Annotated in this window: 14 protein-coding genes, 1 tRNA gene and 1 pseudogene; 5 read left to right on the plus strand and 11 right to left on the minus strand. The window is 29.6% G+C overall.

Annotated elements, in window-relative coordinates:
* Positions 1-47 precede the first annotated feature (47 nt).
* The 3 genes from ftsH to PVA18_RS00390 form a co-directional block, all read right to left on the minus strand.
* Positions 48-1883 carry an ATP-dependent zinc metalloprotease FtsH gene (ftsH, locus tag PVA18_RS00380; RefSeq protein WP_045805185.1) on the minus strand — a complete coding sequence of 612 codons (1836 nt, stop codon included), beginning with the start codon at positions 1881-1883 and terminating at the stop codon, positions 48-50.
* Positions 1880-3184 (minus strand): tRNA lysidine(34) synthetase TilS, encoded by a 1305-nt coding sequence (gene tilS, locus PVA18_RS00385; RefSeq protein ID WP_052692827.1) that lies wholly within the window; start codon positions 3182-3184, stop codon positions 1880-1882. The genes ftsH and tilS overlap by 4 nt, the downstream gene beginning before the upstream one ends.
* Positions 3185-3208: 24 nt before the next feature.
* A tRNA-Ser gene (locus tag PVA18_RS00390) sits at positions 3209-3299 on the minus strand.
* Between the two features lie 914 nt (positions 3300-4213).
* Here PVA18_RS00390 and PVA18_RS00395 point away from each other — a divergent pair.
* Positions 4214-5605, plus strand: coding sequence for a TrkH family potassium uptake protein (locus PVA18_RS00395; RefSeq protein ID WP_231568530.1), 1392 nt, complete (start codon positions 4214-4216; stop codon positions 5603-5605).
* 233 nt (positions 5606-5838) lie between these two features.
* Positions 5839-7080 (plus strand): cell division protein FtsA, encoded by a 1242-nt coding sequence (gene ftsA, locus PVA18_RS00400; protein ID WP_045805183.1) that lies wholly within the window; start codon positions 5839-5841, stop codon positions 7078-7080.
* Here the strand turns inward: ftsA and PVA18_RS00405 are convergent.
* From PVA18_RS00405 to PVA18_RS00420, 4 genes are all read right to left on the minus strand, one after another.
* Positions 7077-7565, minus strand: coding sequence for an ATP synthase subunit B (locus PVA18_RS00405; protein WP_045805182.1), 489 nt, complete (start codon positions 7563-7565; stop codon positions 7077-7079). The two genes, ftsA and PVA18_RS00405, sit on opposite strands and share 4 nt — an antisense overlap.
* Positions 7562-8065, minus strand: coding sequence for a F0F1 ATP synthase subunit B family protein (locus tag PVA18_RS00410; protein WP_045805181.1), 504 nt, complete (start codon positions 8063-8065; stop codon positions 7562-7564). Before PVA18_RS00410 ends, PVA18_RS00405 begins: the two co-directional genes overlap by 4 nt.
* Before the next feature lie 8 nt (positions 8066-8073).
* Complete coding sequence (locus PVA18_RS00415) at positions 8074-8295, minus strand: F0F1 ATP synthase subunit C (protein WP_006011614.1); 222 nt, start codon at positions 8293-8295, stop codon at positions 8074-8076.
* Between the two features lie 69 nt (positions 8296-8364).
* Complete coding sequence (locus PVA18_RS00420; protein WP_045805180.1) at positions 8365-9096, minus strand: F0F1 ATP synthase subunit A; 732 nt, start codon at positions 9094-9096, stop codon at positions 8365-8367.
* Positions 9097-9778: 682 nt separating this feature from the next.
* Here PVA18_RS00420 and PVA18_RS00425 point away from each other — a divergent pair.
* Positions 9779-11041 carry an iron-containing alcohol dehydrogenase gene (locus PVA18_RS00425; protein ID WP_045805179.1) on the plus strand — a complete coding sequence of 421 codons (1263 nt, stop codon included), beginning with the start codon at positions 9779-9781 and terminating at the stop codon, positions 11039-11041.
* 424 nt (positions 11042-11465) lie between these two features.
* On the opposite strand, the gene PVA18_RS00430 is transcribed toward PVA18_RS00425, so the two are convergent.
* Positions 11466-13316, minus strand: coding sequence for a pentapeptide repeat-containing protein (locus PVA18_RS00430; protein WP_045805178.1), 1851 nt, complete (start codon positions 13314-13316; stop codon positions 11466-11468).
* 502 nt (positions 13317-13818) lie between these two features.
* Between PVA18_RS00430 and PVA18_RS00435 the strand changes: the two genes are divergently transcribed.
* The gene (locus PVA18_RS00435) at positions 13819-14451 is read left to right on the plus strand and encodes an SURF1 family protein (RefSeq protein WP_045805177.1); all 633 of its coding nucleotides are present in this window, start codon (positions 13819-13821) and stop codon (positions 14449-14451) included.
* Positions 14452-14868: 417 nt separating this feature from the next.
* Here PVA18_RS00435 and PVA18_RS00440 read toward each other — a convergent pair whose 3' ends face one another.
* A complete protein-coding gene (locus PVA18_RS00440; protein ID WP_307772132.1) occupies positions 14869-16254 on the minus strand; it encodes a cbb3-type cytochrome c oxidase subunit I in 1386 nt (461 codons plus the stop codon).
* Between the two features lie 221 nt (positions 16255-16475).
* On the opposite strand from PVA18_RS00440, the gene pgsA reads away from it, so the two are divergent.
* Positions 16476-17027 carry a CDP-diacylglycerol--glycerol-3-phosphate 3-phosphatidyltransferase gene (gene pgsA / locus PVA18_RS00445; RefSeq protein WP_045805175.1) on the plus strand — a complete coding sequence of 184 codons (552 nt, stop codon included), beginning with the start codon at positions 16476-16478 and terminating at the stop codon, positions 17025-17027.
* A 320-nt stretch (positions 17028-17347) separates the two neighbouring features.
* On the opposite strand, the pseudogene PVA18_RS00450 reads toward pgsA, so the two are convergent.
* A pseudogene (locus PVA18_RS00450) lies at positions 17348-17517 on the minus strand (bifunctional phosphoribosylaminoimidazolecarboxamide formyltransferase/IMP cyclohydrolase); the annotation flags it as partial.
* A 24-nt stretch (positions 17518-17541) separates the two neighbouring features.
* Positions 17542-19056 (minus strand): bifunctional phosphoribosylaminoimidazolecarboxamide formyltransferase/IMP cyclohydrolase, encoded by a 1515-nt coding sequence (gene purH / locus PVA18_RS00455; protein ID WP_045805174.1) that lies wholly within the window; start codon positions 19054-19056, stop codon positions 17542-17544.
* Positions 19057-19088 lie beyond the last annotated feature (32 nt).

Raw genomic sequence — 19088 nt, forward strand, 5'->3', positions numbered from 1 at the left:
TAAACTGTAAAGGTGAACAACCTAAATCTACTGTAGATGGAAAAGCATTACTGTTCTTTTGAAGCAAATGATCTTTTTAAAATCTTAGATTCATCAACATTATGTTTAGTTAATTCTTTTCCATTTATTATGTTTTTAATATCTTCTCCAGTGAGAGTCTCAAATTCTAATAAATTTTTAGCAACTATATGTAATGATTCCAAATGCTCATTCAATAGGCTTTTTGCTCTTTCAAGTGCAGATGTGACTATGGATTTGACTTCTTCATCTATCAAATTTGCTAAATTATTAGAAATAGTTTCGCTTTTATCATCACTATGATATAGAGGACCAACTTTATCGCTCATTCCCCACTTCATAACCATAGCTTTTGCAAGATCTGTTGCTTGTTTTATGTCTGATGATGCTCCACTTGTTACTTTATGATATCCAAAAATTAGTTCTTCAGCAGCTCTTCCGCCCATTGCTACTGTTAAATCTGCAATCATTTTTTCTCTTGTATGAGATACACGATCTGATTCTGGTAACCTCATTACTAATCCTAAACTTCTTCCTCTTGGGATAATTGTTGCTTTATGTATAGGATCAGATGCTTCTGTAAAAAATGCAATAATAGCATGTCCTGCTTCATGGTAGGCTGTTAGTCTTTTTTCTTCTTCTGTCATCATTAATGATTTTCTTTCAGCTCCCATCATGACTTTATCTCTTGCATACTCAAAGTCACTCATTGTGACAATTTTTTTATTGAGTCTTGCTGCTATTAATGCTGCTTCATTTATTAGATTTGCTAAGTCGGCGCCAGAAAATCCTGGAGTACCACGTGCAATAGTCCTAATATCTACATCTGGTGCTGTTGGTACTTTTTTGATATGTACGTTGATGATTTTTTCTCGTCCGTTAATATCAGGTATACCAATAGTAACTTGCCTATCAAATCTTCCTGGTCTAAGAAGGGCTGAATCTAGTACATCCGGACGGTTAGTTGCAGCAATAATAATGACTCCTTCATTAGATTCAAATCCGTCCATTTCAACAAGTAATTGGTTTAGTGTTTGTTCACGTTCGTCATTTCCTCCACCTAAGCCGATGCCTCGATGTCTTCCTACAGCGTCTATTTCATCAATAAATATGATACATGGAGCATTTTTTTTACCTTGTTCAAACATATCACGTACACGACTTGCACCTACACCTACAAACATTTCTACAAAATCTGATCCAGATATACTAAAAAATGGAACATTTGCTTCACCTGCAATTGCTCGTGCTAGTAAGGTTTTGCCTGTACCTGGTGAGCCTATTAATAGGCATCCTTTTGGTATTTTACCTCCTAATTTTTGAAATCTTTGTCTGTGTTTTAAGAAATCTACTATTTCAATTAATTCTTCTTTGGCTTCATCAATTCCTGCTACATCATTAAAGGTTACTTTATTACGATTTTCAGTCATTAATTTGGCGCGTGATTTACTGAAGTTTATAGTGCGGTTACCTCCTATTTGCATTCGTTTGAGAAATATAAACCATATTATGACAAGTAGTAACATGGGGAACCAGGATATTAATATACTGCTTAATATTCCAAGAAATGTATCTTCAGGTAAGAAAGTAAAAGTGACTTGTTTACTGTGTAATATCTTTATTAGACTGTCGTATACTACACCAGTTGTTTGAAATTTCGAACTGTCTCTCAATTTTCCAGTAATATTATGCTCGCTTATATTAACGCTCTCTACTTCATTATTATCAATCTTGTTTAAGAATTCTGAAAATGGTAACTTGATGGTATTGCCGTTAATAATCTTATCATTGAATTGAACATATGCTCCAGCAACTAGAACAATTACTATAACCCAAATTGCTAACCCTTCAATTATTTTTCTCATAGCAAAGGCTCCTTGCTGATAAATCCACTGTAAGTTAAATTAATAAAATTTTGTTTGACTAACACCTCTTTTATTATGATAGATGATTTTCTTTCATCAATATAGTCATTATTACTGTTATTTTGTAGAGGGTAAGCAACAATTTTATTTTTATATTTTAGTGTAGGTAAACACCGTACTGCTTCTCTATCTAATTTTTTTAGATTTGTTGGAATATAATTGTTGTTTAAGCTAGACACAGTAACATTGTCAGGACTAGAGTTTACAATACTGACTTTAAACCTATTATCCCATTCTATCACTATATTTGTAAAAGAGTCAATAGTAAGTTCTTTTATAGCTGATACTTCTCTAGTAATGGAGATTGTATCATTCTGATTTTTTATAATCTTACAACCACATAAGGTTTGAGATATTTTGTATTCATTGTTTCGTATTTTATAAAATATACTGTTAAGTTTAGTATACCTTGGCTTATATTTTTGTTTACCAATAGACATTATGGAATATGTTAAGAGCCTTAATGATATTTCTTCTGGAAGGGTTAAAAATACGTTTAATTTTATAATAATATGTCCTAGAGTACTAAATTCTAGGCATTCATCGATAGCTAGTCTTACGTAATGTAGTATGCAACTTAAAGATCGTCTTATATGTGCTGACGTGGTATAAAGTCTGTCAATCAATGTTTCAGAGTTGTCTGTCATTTCTAACATGTTGCGGTATAGAGTTCTTTTATATTTTGTATTGTTATTACTTGTATCGTTTATCCAGGTAATATTGTTTTTGTTTGCATATTGTAGCAATTCTGTCCTACTGACATCTAAAAGTGGCCTAAGTATACATATATCATTTAAATATGTATATTCTTGCATGCCAGCTAATCCATCTAGACCGCTTCCTCTTTCTAATCTGATCATAATAGTTTCTGCTTGATCATTTTTCTGATGTGCTATCATTAAGTAGTTTATTCTGTTTTCGTGACACCATTCCAATAATAATCTATATCGTATTTGTCTAGCGAAAGATTGTATATTACTTACTGGTAACTTTCCATGCCAATTCAATATATGACATTTTAAGTTTAAATTTTGTGAATGTTGAAATACAAACAATGCTTCTTGCTCTGCTTCAGTGCGTAATTTGTGGTTTACTGTTAATATTACAGGAATGTTGTGATTGCAATATTGAGCTGATAGGTGTAACAGTACCATACTGTCTATTCCGCCAGAAACTGCAACTGCGAAATTATCATGCAAGTTTTGAATTTTTTTTTGAAATAACAGTCCTAAGTCTATCATTAACTCCCAAGTAATAAAAATAAATGGCGGAAAGAGAGGGATTTGAACCCTCGATACAGGATTACTGCATACACACTTTCCAGGCGTGCGCTTTAGACCACTCAGCCACCTTTCCAAGTTTATACACTATTATAGTTATGAGTCTTTGTACAGTCTAGTAGTAAAAATATTATTAATTTTGAAATATGTAAGAGATTTGATTGAAAGTCTATATGTTATAGGTGGGATTCTGGTAACTGTTCAAATCGCATGACTTTTGATTGAGAAATTTCAGCATGGGATGTATATTATATTAGTTAGTATTTTGAAGTACAATGTTCTATGTAATTTCTTAGTGCATGTAAATCTTATGATTAATTACCTGTAACTGCTAGAAAATATATCTATAGTCTTGGAAATTTTTTTAAATATGTGAATTACAGTTCTTTAATTTGTATTAAATTTATATACATAGGGCTATGTTGCCACTTAATACATTATTTCCGTTATTTGTAAATTTTGTTTGGTAAGGGTTAATTGTATTATTGCTAGTGATGTTAATAAATATGATTAAATCTTGATGTCACTAATTGCATATTGATGATCCTGTATACAATATGTGTTCAGAAAGAATGTTTATATTGTAGATAGGATTAATTTAAGTTCTAAAGTTATTCATTGCATATTAATAATTCTATATGTATGTGTTCAGAGGATGTATATATATAAATACAATGTAGGTTGGTTGTGTACTATTATAGACCGTTCAAGTTTAAAGGTTTGAATTATAATAGTTTTATATTACATGTACGTCTTTAGAAAGACATGTCGATAATCTAGAAAAGCTTTACATATTTACAAGTAAGGATTAGTGATTGGATTGAATGTTTTTCCTATTGCAAATTTACTAAAATTTCAAATATTGTTCATTACATATTAATGGTTCTATATTACAAAGGTACGTTCAGAAAAAGAATGTATATCATGTGTAAAAGTTTGCGTAGTATAATATTTGTTATTGGGGTATTCTCTTTGGTTTTTACTCTACTTATGTTTATTCCAATAGTAGTGAATTATTATACTGGATATGTCTGGCAAGACTTTTTTTATGCATACCTTCTTACTTCTTCTTTTAGCTTAATGTGTCTTTTTTTTGGAAAGTTATCTAACTTAAAAAGGACGGGGGTTTTTATTGTAACAGCTATTGTCTGGGTTGTTCTATCTGTAATAGCAGCGGTGCCATTTGTTTTTGACGGTAAAATTGCTTATATAGATGCTTTTTTTGAAGCTGTATCTGGCTTAACTACTACTGGAGCAACGATATTAACTAATTTACAAAGTGAGTCTCCGGGAATTCTAATTTGGAGATCTTTATTGAATGCAATAGGAGGGTTAGGAATTATTGTAAGTGGTATTTTTCTACTGCCTTGCTTGAAAATTATTAATTTACATGAGTTATATCACTCTGAGTCTTCCGATCAGTCTAAAAAATTTAAATATGGTATTGTTAAGTCATTAATGTATGTTTTTGTTATATATTGTGTATTAATGACTTTGTGTTCAATATTATATTGGATTGCTGGAATGTCATGGTTTGATGCTGTATGTCATGCGATGTCGACTGTATCTACTGGTGGTTTTTCTAATTATGATGATTCTCTACAACATTTTGACAGTATATGTATTGAGATTATAGCAGTAATATTTATGTTATTAAGTGCTTGTCCTTTAATTGTGTATTTAAAAGCTATTACAAAGCAATATTTTTATGATGAACAAGTAGTCTTTTTTGCTGTAATTCTTTTTCTTTTTATGATTATATCTATAGTAAGTTGCTATTTTGATAAAATAACAACAAATTATTCCTTGATTAGCATATTAAGATATTCTGTGTTTTCAGTTGTTTCCTTGAATACTTCTACAGGTCTTGTGAATTGTGATTATAGTCATTGGCATTTTTTTTCTGTTTTTGGCATTTTTATAATGCTAATAGGTGGGTGTAGCGGTTCTACTAGTGGTGGTATTAAGATTTATCGAATTGTATTATTGTTAAAAGCTTTAAGTGCTTATATAGGTGATCTTATACATCCTTCTAAGACGGCTACTATTAGATATAATAGGAGAGATATCAATCAGTATTTTATTCATAATATAGGATTATTCTTTTTTTTATATATTGCTATGTTATTTATAGGATGTACGCTTTTATCTGGTAGTGGAGTTGATTTCATGACTGCTTTTAGTGCAGTGGCTGCTGCTTTTAGTAATACAGGGCCTGGTATGGGAGATATAGTAGGTCCAAATGGTAATTATTATCACATATTACCTTTAATGAAAGTACTATTGTCTTGTTTTATGTTGATGGGAAGGCTGGAAATTATACCATTTTTTGCCTGTGTGTGTTTAGTCACAAATGGTCTATTTAAGAGTAGGTCAGCATAAGTTGTTTAGAATTTGTACGTATTCGTTGGTTTTACGTGTCACTGGAGTACTGTATTAATTAGAATATTTCATTAATTTTTACATAAAAAATATGTTTCCTGAAAATATTAAAACTACTTTTTACTTGTATATTTAAATTTGAAAAAAACTTGATATTCTTTTGTAAGGATATAACATTGAGTACTTAAAGTTAGTAATACTATAAATTTTTAATCATTTACCATGTATATTATATGTTACATTCTGCTGTTATTACAGGTCCAAGAAGGGGTGTTTTTGCTGTTGTAGATCTTGGATCTACAAAAATAGTTTGTTTTATAGTTAGAGTCTCTCATAACAATGATCTTGAAATTATTGGCATAGGTTATAGAGCTTCCGAAGGAATTAGTGGTGGTACTATTACTGATATGGAATCTGCAAAATGTTCTATATTATCTTGCATAGAATCAGCAAAGGGAATGGCGCAAGGACCAATAATAAGTCAAGTTTTTGTGAATATTTCTGGATGTGATATTGATTCTACAAGTATCATTAATGAAATTAGTGTAACAATGCATGAAATTTCAGATGTTGATATTAGAAATATTATGTTGCAGACTTATGATAAATGTCGTAACGAACAGGTTGTACTTCATAATATTCCAATAGTATACTGCCTTGATGATTTAAATAATATTACAGAGTTGAAAGGATTATATGGAAGTAAACTAAAAGCTAGTATGCATGTAATTACTGCTTCAAAGTCTGCATTGTTAAATATAGAAAACTGTATCACTAATTGTAGTAATTTAAATGTAGTTGGATGTATAGCAGAACCTTATGCTTCAGGGTTGTCATGTCTTATTGATGATGAAAAAGAACTTGGAGCGATGATTATGGATATTGGTGGTAGGTATACATCTATTGGTGTTTTTAATAAAGGAAGATTGATATATGCAGATAGTGTTCCTTTAGGTGGTATTCATATTACCAATGATATAGCATATGGATTGTGTGTAAATGTTAAAGATGCTGAACGTATAAAGGTATTGTATGGGGATGCCATGCTAATATCTCCAGATAAAGATGGTATAATAGAAGCTGATATTGGTGAAGACGAGGTTATTTCAATTGTACGTTCTGATTTAGAAAAAATAATTAGACCTAGGGTAGAAGAAATCTTTAATGTGGTAAAAAGTAGAATAGTAAAGCAAAAGCACTTGATTAATAGGATAGTAATTACAGGTGGTTCAAGTCAGTTGACTAACATCAAAGAAGTGGCAAGCTACGTATTTAAAAAGCAAGTGAGAATAGGGTTACCCATAGAGTTAAAGGGGATTACTCATGATTATAAATATAACCCATCGTTTTCTGCAGCCATAGGTACAATCTTATTAATTTCGAATAGAATACATACTAAGAGAAAAAACACACCTAGAAAAAGCAGCATGCTAAAGAAATTTTTAAGGTTGATTTCAGTAAAAATTGATAGCTAGTGTAGTTTTTTCCTTAAGTCACGATCTAGTGTAGAAAGAACACCACTGTTATCCTGCTTTTGGTGATCATTGTTGTATTCTTTAATTAATTCTTGAATGGCACTTGTTGCTATATCAACAGTGTCTAATTTTAATGATTGAACCATAGATGATACTTGATCAGATATCTTTTGTACAGCTATATCAAGATGCTTTTCTATAATATTCTCAATATCTTTTTTGTTAGATGAAATGATAAGGTTGTATTCTTCTTGTGCCTTCTTTAGGATTTCAGTGATGGTTTTTTCAGTTTCATGACTTTGAGCTATTGCACTATTTAACAAATTTTGAGATTGTTTTTGAATATCATAAGGTAATATGACTTCTTGTTTTAGCTTGTTTAACATTGAAGACAGAGACTGTCTGATTTTTTTATATAATGGCCAAAAAGTTGCTAAGGCTCCAATACAAAAGGCAAGATTGGTAACGAAATATGTAGATATCATGTTCTCTCCTTGTATAATCTAGTAGTTATATCACGTAACTTATCTTTGTCAGCGTATTCAGTGCCTAACATTTTACTATAATACGTCAAAGCTATTTCGCATGTAAGGTCTATTAATTCTTGTTCTGTTTGACACTTTAAGTTGTACATGTATTCATTTGCCATACTAAACATTTTTTGTATTTCTTGATCTAGCATGGCCATTAGACCTGCATTAGTACTCTTTGTCTCTTGAAGGGCAGAACTTATAATCCTATTTGCTTCGGCTTTTGCTTCATCTAGACTGAATAACTGCTTATTTAACTCATCCTGTGCACGGGTTAAGTTATGTTCAACATAACCTATAACACCTGTTGTAATAGTATACCTTTTTTTTATAACATTTTCAACTTTTGGCAGAATGTTTTTACTGATTACTAGATATAAAACACTAAAAGACAAGAAAAACCAAAACAACTGAGAAGGGTAAGACGTTACATCTAATTGAGGTATTATATCCATGGTCTACGCTAAGCTACAAAAATTAATAACAGGGCTAAAAGAAAAGAGAATAAACCCATAGCTTCAACTAAAGCAGCGCCAGTATAAACATATTTTTTTAATTTATCTTCTGTTTCGGGATTACGTGCTAAACCATTGAGCATGGTAGAAAATATATTTGCTACTCCCAAAGCAGAAGCAACCATACCGAAAACACTTAACCCTACAGCAATAAACTTCAAAGATTCCATATACTCCTACCTTTATAAAAAGCTAAAGGTATTATAAGTATATCAATATATGAAGTCAATTGATAAAATTTAGTGTTCATTGATTGCATCTGATAAGTACACGCAGGTTAAGACTGTAAATATATATGCCTGTAATATTGCAACAAATATTTCAAATCCGATTAAAATAATAATGAAAATCATAGGTAGAGGGGTAAGAAATATATTCATTTTTATTACGAACCCTGCTATTACTTTGATTATAGTATGTCCTGCTATCATATTAGCAGCAAGACGGATTGATAAACTGATAGGGCGTGCACAATATGCAAACAGTTCAATAAAGACCATCATTGGAGCCAACCAGCCTGGTGTACCTTTTGGTAATAATATACGTAAAAAGTGTGCTCCCTGATGTTTAAACCCTATTACTGTTATACTAACAAATACAACCATAGACATTGCAAATGTTACTGCAATATGGCTAGTCACAGTAAACCCTAATGGTAGAATACCTAATAAATTACATGTTGCGATGAATATAAATATTGTAAAAACTAAAGGTATATATTGTAATCCTTCTTTGCCAACATTACTTTCTATTGTAGAAACAATAAAATTATAAATCATTTCGATGATTAATTGTATTCCATTTGGCAGGATATTTTCTTTTCTTAATCCAACATAGCAAAAAAGAGAAATTATAAGTGTAGATAATACCATAAATAATGATGCATTGGTAAAATCTATGTTATACCCACCAATACTAGGTAACTTAAATATAGTTAGAATTTTAAACTGATCTAAAGGGTTTGCTGACATTCATGCTCCATACAAACACAATAATTATTATAAGTATCGTACTTTAATCATATCAATTGCAGAGAGTTAGTCAATTGGAGTTATGTTGCTATTAAAGAATTATATGATTTCTTAATGTAAATTTTTGAGTGAATGTGTATAATATTTATGACGCAAAAGAAATTGTAAATATTGTAAGATTACTGTTCATATCGATTATTAATTAAAGATAGGGATGTGGATTGTTTCTTATTGTACTTTTTATTATGTAGTTGCATTATAACAACACCTTATGTTTTGATAAAAATCAATAGTTTTATAAATAGCTAAGAATTGTGAGAAACACAGGGAATCTTTTTATAGTGCTGTGTATATTTAATTGATGGTGAGGTACCATTGATTATAGGTAAATTGAGTGTATTATTTTGAATAATAAATAACTAAATTTCTATTTTATATCTAAATGTTGTGACTTATGTATGATCATTATTGAAGATTATATTATTAAGATATAGTCATTAGTACTAATAGATGGTAAGCCAATCCTACAGTATCGAAGTAGTTGTATATATATAAAAATTAGTGATATGAAAAAGGTATAAGCTCATAAATTGATAGCGTACTTTCTTTCACAAATAAAATGTTTTTTGTGTTGAAAGTTATTAGATGTATAATAAGTTAACACATTGCTTGTCTCTTTGTTATGTATGATAGCTTTCTAAAGCAAGTTCTAGTTGATCAGAATTTTTGTGCATTGGAATCAATAGTCAATGCAATAAGGAGTATGTATGTTAGTAGAAGGATAAGTAACAATATATGTGATATAATTAAACAGTATGGCAATAATGGTTTTATAGTTACAGATGTTGATGTTGTCTCCCTATTAAGTAAGGTTGTGCTTGATAGTTTTGAACATTTTATTATTCCGCGTTGGTCTTGTGCTTCTCAAAAATTAGTGGAGTTAATAAAAGAAAAATCTCTGGATTCAGATGTTTTAGTATCTTTTGGGAGTGGGACAATTAATGATATTTGTAAATATGTAAGTTACATTACAAATAAAAGCTATATATCATTCCCAACAGCTCCTTCTATGAATGGTTATACTTCATCTAATGCATCTATAATGCTGAATAATGGGTCTAAGAAATCGTTACAATCTCATTTGCCTAAAGCTATATATGTAGATATTGATATTATCGTTAATGCTCCGAAGAGATTAATAATAAGCGGATTTGCTGATTTCATTTGTAGATCTACAGTACAAGCAGATTGGTTATTGTCACATTTGTTGTTAGGAAGTGACTATACTGAGTTACCATTTTTAATTAGTAAAGAAAGTGAAAGTGCATTAATCAATGACTATTTAGGATTAATAAAACGTGATGAGTATAGTATTATGGTCTTAATGCAGGCGTTGCTTTTGTCAGGGTTAGGTATGTTTATTGTAGGAGGAAGTCAATCTGCTAGTCAAGGTGAGCATATGATTGCTAATACCATAGAACTTTTACAAAAAAATAATATGCCCTTTTTTCATGGTGAATTGATTGGTGTAAGTATGGTAACTATGACATGTTTACAACATAGAATGTTGAAATCGGTACCAAGGCTTTATCCTACCTTAATGAATGATGAAAGTGTAAAACAGTGTTTTAATGCACAATATACTAAGGAATTCTGTGATATACTGGCTCGAAAGTTTATTAATCAACAAAAAGCAGATTACTTGAATAGCTTGATTAGAGATAAATGGTCTTTTATTGTTGAAGAGATTACAGAAAAGACACTATCTAATGTGTTAGTGAAAGAAATGTTGACTAATATAAATTGTCCAAATAAACCAGAACACATTGGATGGAATGCTAGTAAATATAGTGAAGCAGTAGAATTTGCATTTGTTACTAGACCAAGATTTACGTTTCTTGATGTTGCACATCATGCTAGGTTGCCAATAATTGAAAATATATGAATTAGAATCATGTATTTAAAGTGAATTAATACTATTTTTGAGGTAGTTTGTAAGTGATGATCTATAAAAATATATCCTGAATTTGTGTAATACCACAGTAAATATGCGATAGCTTATAAAGCCTAGTATTTCATTATAGAACAAAATAGAGTGTTAATCTTTAATTATCTATTACTTATGAAGGTTTTGGATAAGTATTTTTGCTGTTACTTTGGTATTTATATTTCAAGTGTGCTGAGTAAATATATAGATTATTTGTAACGCATTACTTTTAAGTATATTTTGAAAAGTGTATGCTGATCTCAGGATATCTTTATAATTGTTTTAATGATTTTGCATTTTGTCAGATAAATGGAGTGTAACTTCTTTAAAATGATAGGTATTAATTTGTTAAAGTAAGAATGACTTGAAAATAAGTTCTTATTTATTCCTGATTAGTATAGCCAGTTTTTACATGTCGTAAATTTGTTTTATATGTATTAATTTCATTTAACTTACTATAAGATAAATCTGCATTCTCTAAATTGGCGTTAGAAAAATCTACATTCTTAAGCTGTGAATTTTCAAAACTAGAGGATTGTAAGTTCGTATTAGAGAAATTGACATTTTCTAGTTGTAAACCTGAAAAGTTTGCATTTTTTAATATAGAATTTGAGAAATTTGCATTGTTTAAGTTTATTTTTCTGAAATCAAAATTGGAAAAATTGACATTCAATTCTTTACTGTTTGTTATAGCATCTTGTAAAGCTTTAATAGATGTAATTGCTTGTTTAGGAAGTTCTTTTGAATGAAAGTTCTTATTGTTAATAATAATTGTATTTTTAATGTCACAATTATTAATTAGAAAATTAGTTAGAATACTTCTATGAATGCTAGATCCAACTATATTGGAATTGTCTATCTTTGCAGATTTTAAATTATTACTGAAAAAGCTGACTTTGTGTATTTTATTATTATTAAATATTGCAAACTCAAGATTGCTATTATTTATGTTACTGTCTTCTATTGTTGAGTTAGACCATAGTGTTTTTGCTGCATTTACTTTATCATATGTGCCATTTTTAATTGTATTATTATCTATAACTGCAGAGGTTAATTTGCTTGAATAGATACTAGAATTATTCAATTGTGAATTTTTTATTAATACCATTGTGAGGTCAGAATTTGAAAAAACTGTATTGTTGATGGTTGCATTGTTTAAGATAGCATATTTCATATTTGATTTTGTGATATTCGTGGAATCAAGAAGAACTTCTTGCATGTCTGATTCTTCTATGATGACGTCACTCAAATCTGCGTTGCTTAAATCTGCGTTGGATAGTATAGTATTATTTAAATTCACTCCAACTAGTGTTGCATTACTCATGCGTGCTTTGTGTAAATTTGTGCTATTAAGGCTAGTATAACGGGCATCTACGAGGTGCATGTTTGCATTGCTTAAGTTAGCCTTGTGAAAATTTGCATAAGAAATGTTTGATACTTCCATATTACTGTTACTTAGATTACTTCCTGTTATGTCTGATGAATCTAAGTTTGCACCATATAAGATAGTATTTGTTAGATTTGAAAATTGAATTTTTGAGTTATGTAAATTTGCTCCGAAAAAGTTTGAATTTGATAAGTTACAATTTTGAATGACTATATTTTCACCTTCAATATCGTGAAAGTTTGCTTTTTCTATTCTAGAGGTAAATATTGAGACTAGTGTTAATTCTGTTTCAGAAAAATTCGCGAATGACCCATTTATTTCTGTTAAGATGGAGTAACGCATATCTGAATCACTGAAGTTTGTATTATTAATTTTTGACTGTGTAATTGTGGTTTTTTGCAGATCTGCAGATGTAAAGTTAGCAAAATTTAAGTTTGAATTTTTTATATTGGATTTACTAAAGTTTGCATTGATAAAAGATGCTCCTTGCATATTAGCATTTGTAAAATTAGAGTTGGATAGATTAGCTCTGGTGAAATTTGCGTGTAGTAAGTTTACATTATTAAATACTGATCCTCGAAGATCTAGATCACTAAAGTCTGCTCCAGATAGATTATCACCAAATTCTTTTTTAAAGTCTAAAGGTATTCCTTTAGCATGACATTTTATTATAAAGCTTACAAAATCTTCTTTAGTATATGGGGTACGCTTTACAGTAAAGAAGTTTTCTTGGTTTATAGTTTCATCTTGATCTTGATTGGTAGTATTAGCAAAACATATGTTAGTGCTCAAGAATAGAGTATATATTATTAAAACTGTAAAAGTATGTTTCGTATAATGTTTCATAGTATACTTGTATAGGTTGATAATATAATCCAGTTCATTATAGGTAATAAATCTCATAAAATTGTTAATATTAATTTTGCTATTGTATGTTTTTTTTTAGATATAAAAAATAGATTATTTTATTCCATCTCAGGTTTTCTTGCATAATATAGTTGTGTAACTTCAAAGTTTATGAGATTAATGTGATGTTTATCTGCTATTTTTGGCATGTTGTTTTATGTATAGATAGGTATTTATTGGTAGATATAGTTGAGAATGAGAAAAAGTTACGATATAAGTTTGTATAGAATTTTTAGATAGTAGAATTATAAATTAAAGTGCTGTTTATTTATTATTTTTAATATTCTTATTATTAATTACATGATACCTATAGGTAAGCATGGTAGCGGTGGAAGCAACATTTTTTGTAATGCTCATGGGTGATTTATGTTTTCATACAACATGAATATTATAATCTAAATGTATTAGCTTACTTACAAGATAAATAAAAGGTAGTAATAGTATGTGGTTAAGACTAATTGTTGTTTTTATTATTCCCTTTTCTACAATGGTTTTTCTTGGTACGTGGCAAGTATTTAGGCTGAAGGAAAAAATCGAGATTATTACCACTATGCAAGCTCCATCTACTAAATTATTATCTTATGATTTAGTAAAACAGAGTTATAAAAGTATAAAAGCAAATGGAGCTTTTGATAATGATCATCTGTTTTTTGTTTTTGCTGGAAGGTTAGGTTATTATGTATTGCAACCGTTTCATTTGAGTGATGGTAAGTATATATTAGTGAACAAAGGTACAGTGTTAGATAAGATGAGCAAATTTGAAGTTTTTAATTCTAATCAACTTGATGTTCAGGGAATTCTGTATTGTGATAGTTATAAAAAAGTCGGGTGGTTTATTAAAAATGATATTGATGCTAATGTTTGGTTTTGGTTTGATATAAAAAATATGATGAAGCAAATTAAAATTCCTTTGGAGAATTGTATAATATGGGCTGATAATACAGTGGCTTTTGATGGTATAACGGCTAATGTTCCATTAAAAATTAGAAATGATCATCTTGAGTATATTGTTACTTGGTATTTATTAGCATTGATATGGCTAATAGGTTATACATGTTTATGTTATTATAAATGAACTCAAGGTAAAGTACTTAACAGTGAAAGAGTAACGTTAGGGATAAGTTTTTAGTTAATGATTTTTACATAACAAAACATTAATTTTTTGTAATACTAAAAAGGTGTTGTAACTTTTTATTAGATGATCTTTGTTTTTGTATTGAAATTTATGTGTATAATATGTGCTGATATAGGTTTTTTGTAACGTACTATTCTATACTTAAGCTATGGAAGTATAATGTTGTATTCCTTTTTCCGATTTTATAACAAAATTATAATTGTGTCGAGCATGGGTTAAACAAAGAAGATATTAATTTTGTACTATAAGTGTTTCTTTGTTTGATTGCCTATATTAAGATTTATATATATGATGTGTGTGTTCTATATAGAAGTTTTTTAGATGCGGTCTTTGTAGTAAAGATTTATGCTTAATAATTTATGATGTCGAATTAAGTTTTTTACGGGTTTGTAATAGCACTATTATTACGAACAAACATCCACCAATGATGGCCATAAGTCCACCAATTGTAAAACAGTACTTTGCAATTTTTGATGCTGTGTCAGGTAAGTATGTTACTTTTCTTAGAGCTCCGTATCCACCTAACCATTCTAGTCCAGTTATATGTAAAAGTTGCCCTAAGCTGTATATGTAAATTTGAAGATTAGCATAAAAGCTATTTGTACTCCCGAAATGCAATTTTGGTAAAAGCCAGTAAATGAACCCCATGAATGCCAGAGTCATTCCAACAATGGATCCATGATAATGTGCAGGTATTGTTACATTATCATGAATACTTAGTATTCCTAGTATCCCACCATAGCTAAATAGTAAAGTTGTACATAGTAAACTATGGTAATTGTATTTTAATAATGTTTTGAAATTGAATAGTGTCAAGATGAATAAAAATGCTGGTATTATTCCTCCAAGGATACGCATGTGCCATGTAAAAAAATCCATCGTAAATTGAGAATCAGCTGAGTGATATATATATATAATAGGTCCTATAATAGTTGATGAAGTGTTTATTATAAATATAATATTGATTACATTTGTGTTCAGTAACTTGTTATTTGTTCCTAACATAATGAAATATACTATTAGTAATGCTTGACTGAAAGCTATTTGCAATATATGTCCTCCTCCCCAAAATATATTTTCATAAAAAGACATGATGTGTAAATCATTGGTTGTATGTATTGTATAGTAAGACATAGTGAAACATAAGATAGCACATATGAGTATTATTGAAATACCGTGTACTCCCAATGATATACCTTGAGGGATATGTAAGTTGTGACATTTGGTTGATAATATTGAGTAGAGGAGTATGCTTATAATGAATGTTAATAATCCTAATAAAAAACATAGATTGTTTATCACTGGAATATAATTGTTTTTTATCGGGTTTGCATTAGGAAAAAAGACAGATAGCACCATTAGGAATGTGCCAATAAATGCAAAGTAACATAGATATTTGAAACATTTTGCGTACTTATTGGTGGAAATTATTAAACTTGATATTATAGAAATAATTGAGGATGCCCATACTAGTACTGATAAATTTACATGTATTACTAATGATGTGTCAAAAACTTTATCTACATCTGTAATGAAAAATTTTGATATAGGAAGTCTAAGCAAAATAACAAATATAGATAAGAGTCCAGATATTGCTAAAGCAGATATACCTAATAATAACCACTTACGACATAATTCTATATTATAGTTATTTATATAAGACATAAATATGCACAGTATTCTTAAAGGGTAAATTATAGATCTACTATTAAAATAGACAAGAGTATTTAACTGATTTTTCATATTTATATGATGTTGAATTTGGTTAAATGGTGTTTATGATCCATACTTTATATAAATTACATGTATAAACATGATCTACAGGAAGTGTGGCGGTATTCATAGTTGAGATGTTTTAGAATTGTTATTATGTGACATGTTTGAACAGTACATAACTTTAATATAAATATTGAAGTTATTGAGATTATTATTATTATAGGGTGTGGTATGAGATAATATGCATTATGGTTGGTTATTTTAGAAGGGCTTTGCCTAATTTGTTAACTATATTTAGAATATTTGCGATTCCTGCAATAGTATGTAGCTTTTATATTGGTGATAATAACTCAAATTACATTGCATTTATTATTTTTATTTTTGCATGCATTACAGATTTTTTTGATGGTTATTTAGCACGTATATGGCAGACACAATCTAAATTTGGTAAGTTATTTGATCCAATTGCTGATAAACTTATTGTAGCTGCAGCTGTGATTATGTTGATTTATATTGGTAAAATTACAGGGCTAACTATTATTCCTGTAGTTGTGATAATTTGTAGAGAGATTTTGATTTCTGGCTTGAGAGAATTTTTGATTTCTATAAATGTTGAACTTCCTGTTATTAAAGTAGGGAAGGTCAAAACATTTATACAGATGTCTGCTATTGGTATGTTAATGTTAAATGATAGTGTAATATTATACATTGGTGAAATGATACTATATTTGGCTGCTGCGTTAACTATGTATTCTGCATATCTTTATATCTGTGTAGCTCTGAAGCATATATACTCATAAGAGTCATTGATTGCTTTTTAATCTTATTAGAGAGACTCTCTTGTAGTATTGGCGATATATATACATATTAATGCTACTACTAAAAACTAATTGTATCTATTACAAGATTTTAATGCCTCTATGTTTGTGTATGGTTTGACATTGGCATTATTTATATTTAGTAGAAATATCTATTGTGATGATAGAAACTTATAATTTAAGATAGCAATTTTCTATTGGATATTGCTAAATTAATTAATACCTATTGCAAATCTTAGAGTAATTACCATATTTAGTTATAAGGTTGTTGTATTAGAGGTAATTTAATGAAGCTTCAATTGTCAGTAATAAAAGTTTCTAATGTTAGTGAAAAACATGGAATCTTTTGTTTGCTTTTTCTATTACTTCTTGGTCTCGTAGTGACCCTCCAGGTTGGATTATTGCACTAAAGTTTACAGATGTTACTTAGTAATATACTGTCTGTGAAGTGGAAGAATGCATCAGATGCTAAATTAATTTAATAAAAAGTCAGCTATTAGTGGTAAAAGTTTCTAATGTTAGTGAAAAACATAGCAATCTTTTTATTGTTTGCTTCTTCTATTACTTCTTGGTCTCGTAGTGATCCTCCAGGTTGGATTATTGCATTGATGTTTACAGATGCACTTAGTAATATACTATCTGTAAAAGGGAAGAATGCATCAGATGCTAAAACTGCTCCTGTACAATCTTGGGCTTTCTTTGTTGCAATTTCAAGGCTATCAACACGACTCATTTGACCAGCTCCAACTCCAATTGTACGATGGTCTTTTGCGATGACAATTGCGTTGGATTTTACATGTTTACATACTTTCCATGCAAATAATAGATTAGAAATGGTCTCATCTGATACTGGAAAATTTGTAACTTGTATTAAATCTTTCTTTGATAGCTGATTTGTATTACTTTCTTGTAGCAAGAACCCATTACTGACATTTTTAATTATATATTTTGGTAAATTATATTCTGTAGATAGTATAACGCGTACATTTTTCTTCTTTTGTATAATTTTCATTGCTTTATCTGTAATTGATGGACCAATTACTACTTCAATGAAGATCTTGTTTAGTTCTTGTGCTATGTCTTCGTTGATTTCTCTGTTTAGTGCAACAATACCACCAAAACTACTTTTCGGATCACAAGAAAAAGCCTTGTTGTATGCAGTTGTGATATCATCAGCAATGGCTGTGCCACAAGGATTACTGTGCTTTATAATTACTGCTGCTGGTTGTGTAAATTCTGCTACTATATTTATAGCAGATTCTATGTCTACTATATTATTGTAACTTAATTCTTTTCCATGTAGTTGTTTCAGAGGGTATTTACTTTCTGAGCTACTGTAAAATGCACCTTTCTGATGTGGATTTTCTCCGCATCTGAGAGTTTGTACCTTTGTTCCATGTATGATAAATGTTTCAGGTAAAATGTCATTACTATCTTTGCTTATCCAATTGTATATATTACTATCATAAGCTGAAGTGATAGCAAAGGCCTTAGTAGCTAAGTATTTCCTATATGTTAAGGTTGTGGAATTCTGATTATTAATCATTTCTGCTTTTAATGTATCATAGTCATTGATGTCTGATATAACTGTTACGTTATGAAAGTTCTTTGCGCCAGATCTCAGTAAGGTAACTCCTCCTATATCTATTTGTTCTATTATCTCATTTTCAGTTGAGGTTTTAATATTTGCAACTTGAGAGAAGGGATATAAATTTACAACAACTAAATCTATATCATGTATTCCTAAGTTTAAACCTTCTGCAGCGTGTGTATTGCGGTTACTTAGTATCCCACCATGAATTTTTGGATGTAGAGTCTTTACCCTACCACCCATTATTTCTGGAAAATTTGTATAATCTGATATCTCTGTTGCTTGTAATCCTGCATCTAATAAAGTTTTATAGGTGCTAGTTGTTGCAATAATCTCTACCTTTTGTTCAATTAGAAATTTTGCAAGTTCTATGATATTTATTTTATTATATACAGATATAATTGCTCTTTTTATTTTCATATTTTTCTACATTGATATACACGTTAAAAAAA

Origin of the sequence: Ehrlichia muris subsp. eauclairensis (assembly GCF_051097115.1) — a bacterium.
Classification (GTDB): Bacteria; Pseudomonadota; Alphaproteobacteria; order Rickettsiales; family Anaplasmataceae; genus Ehrlichia; species Ehrlichia muris.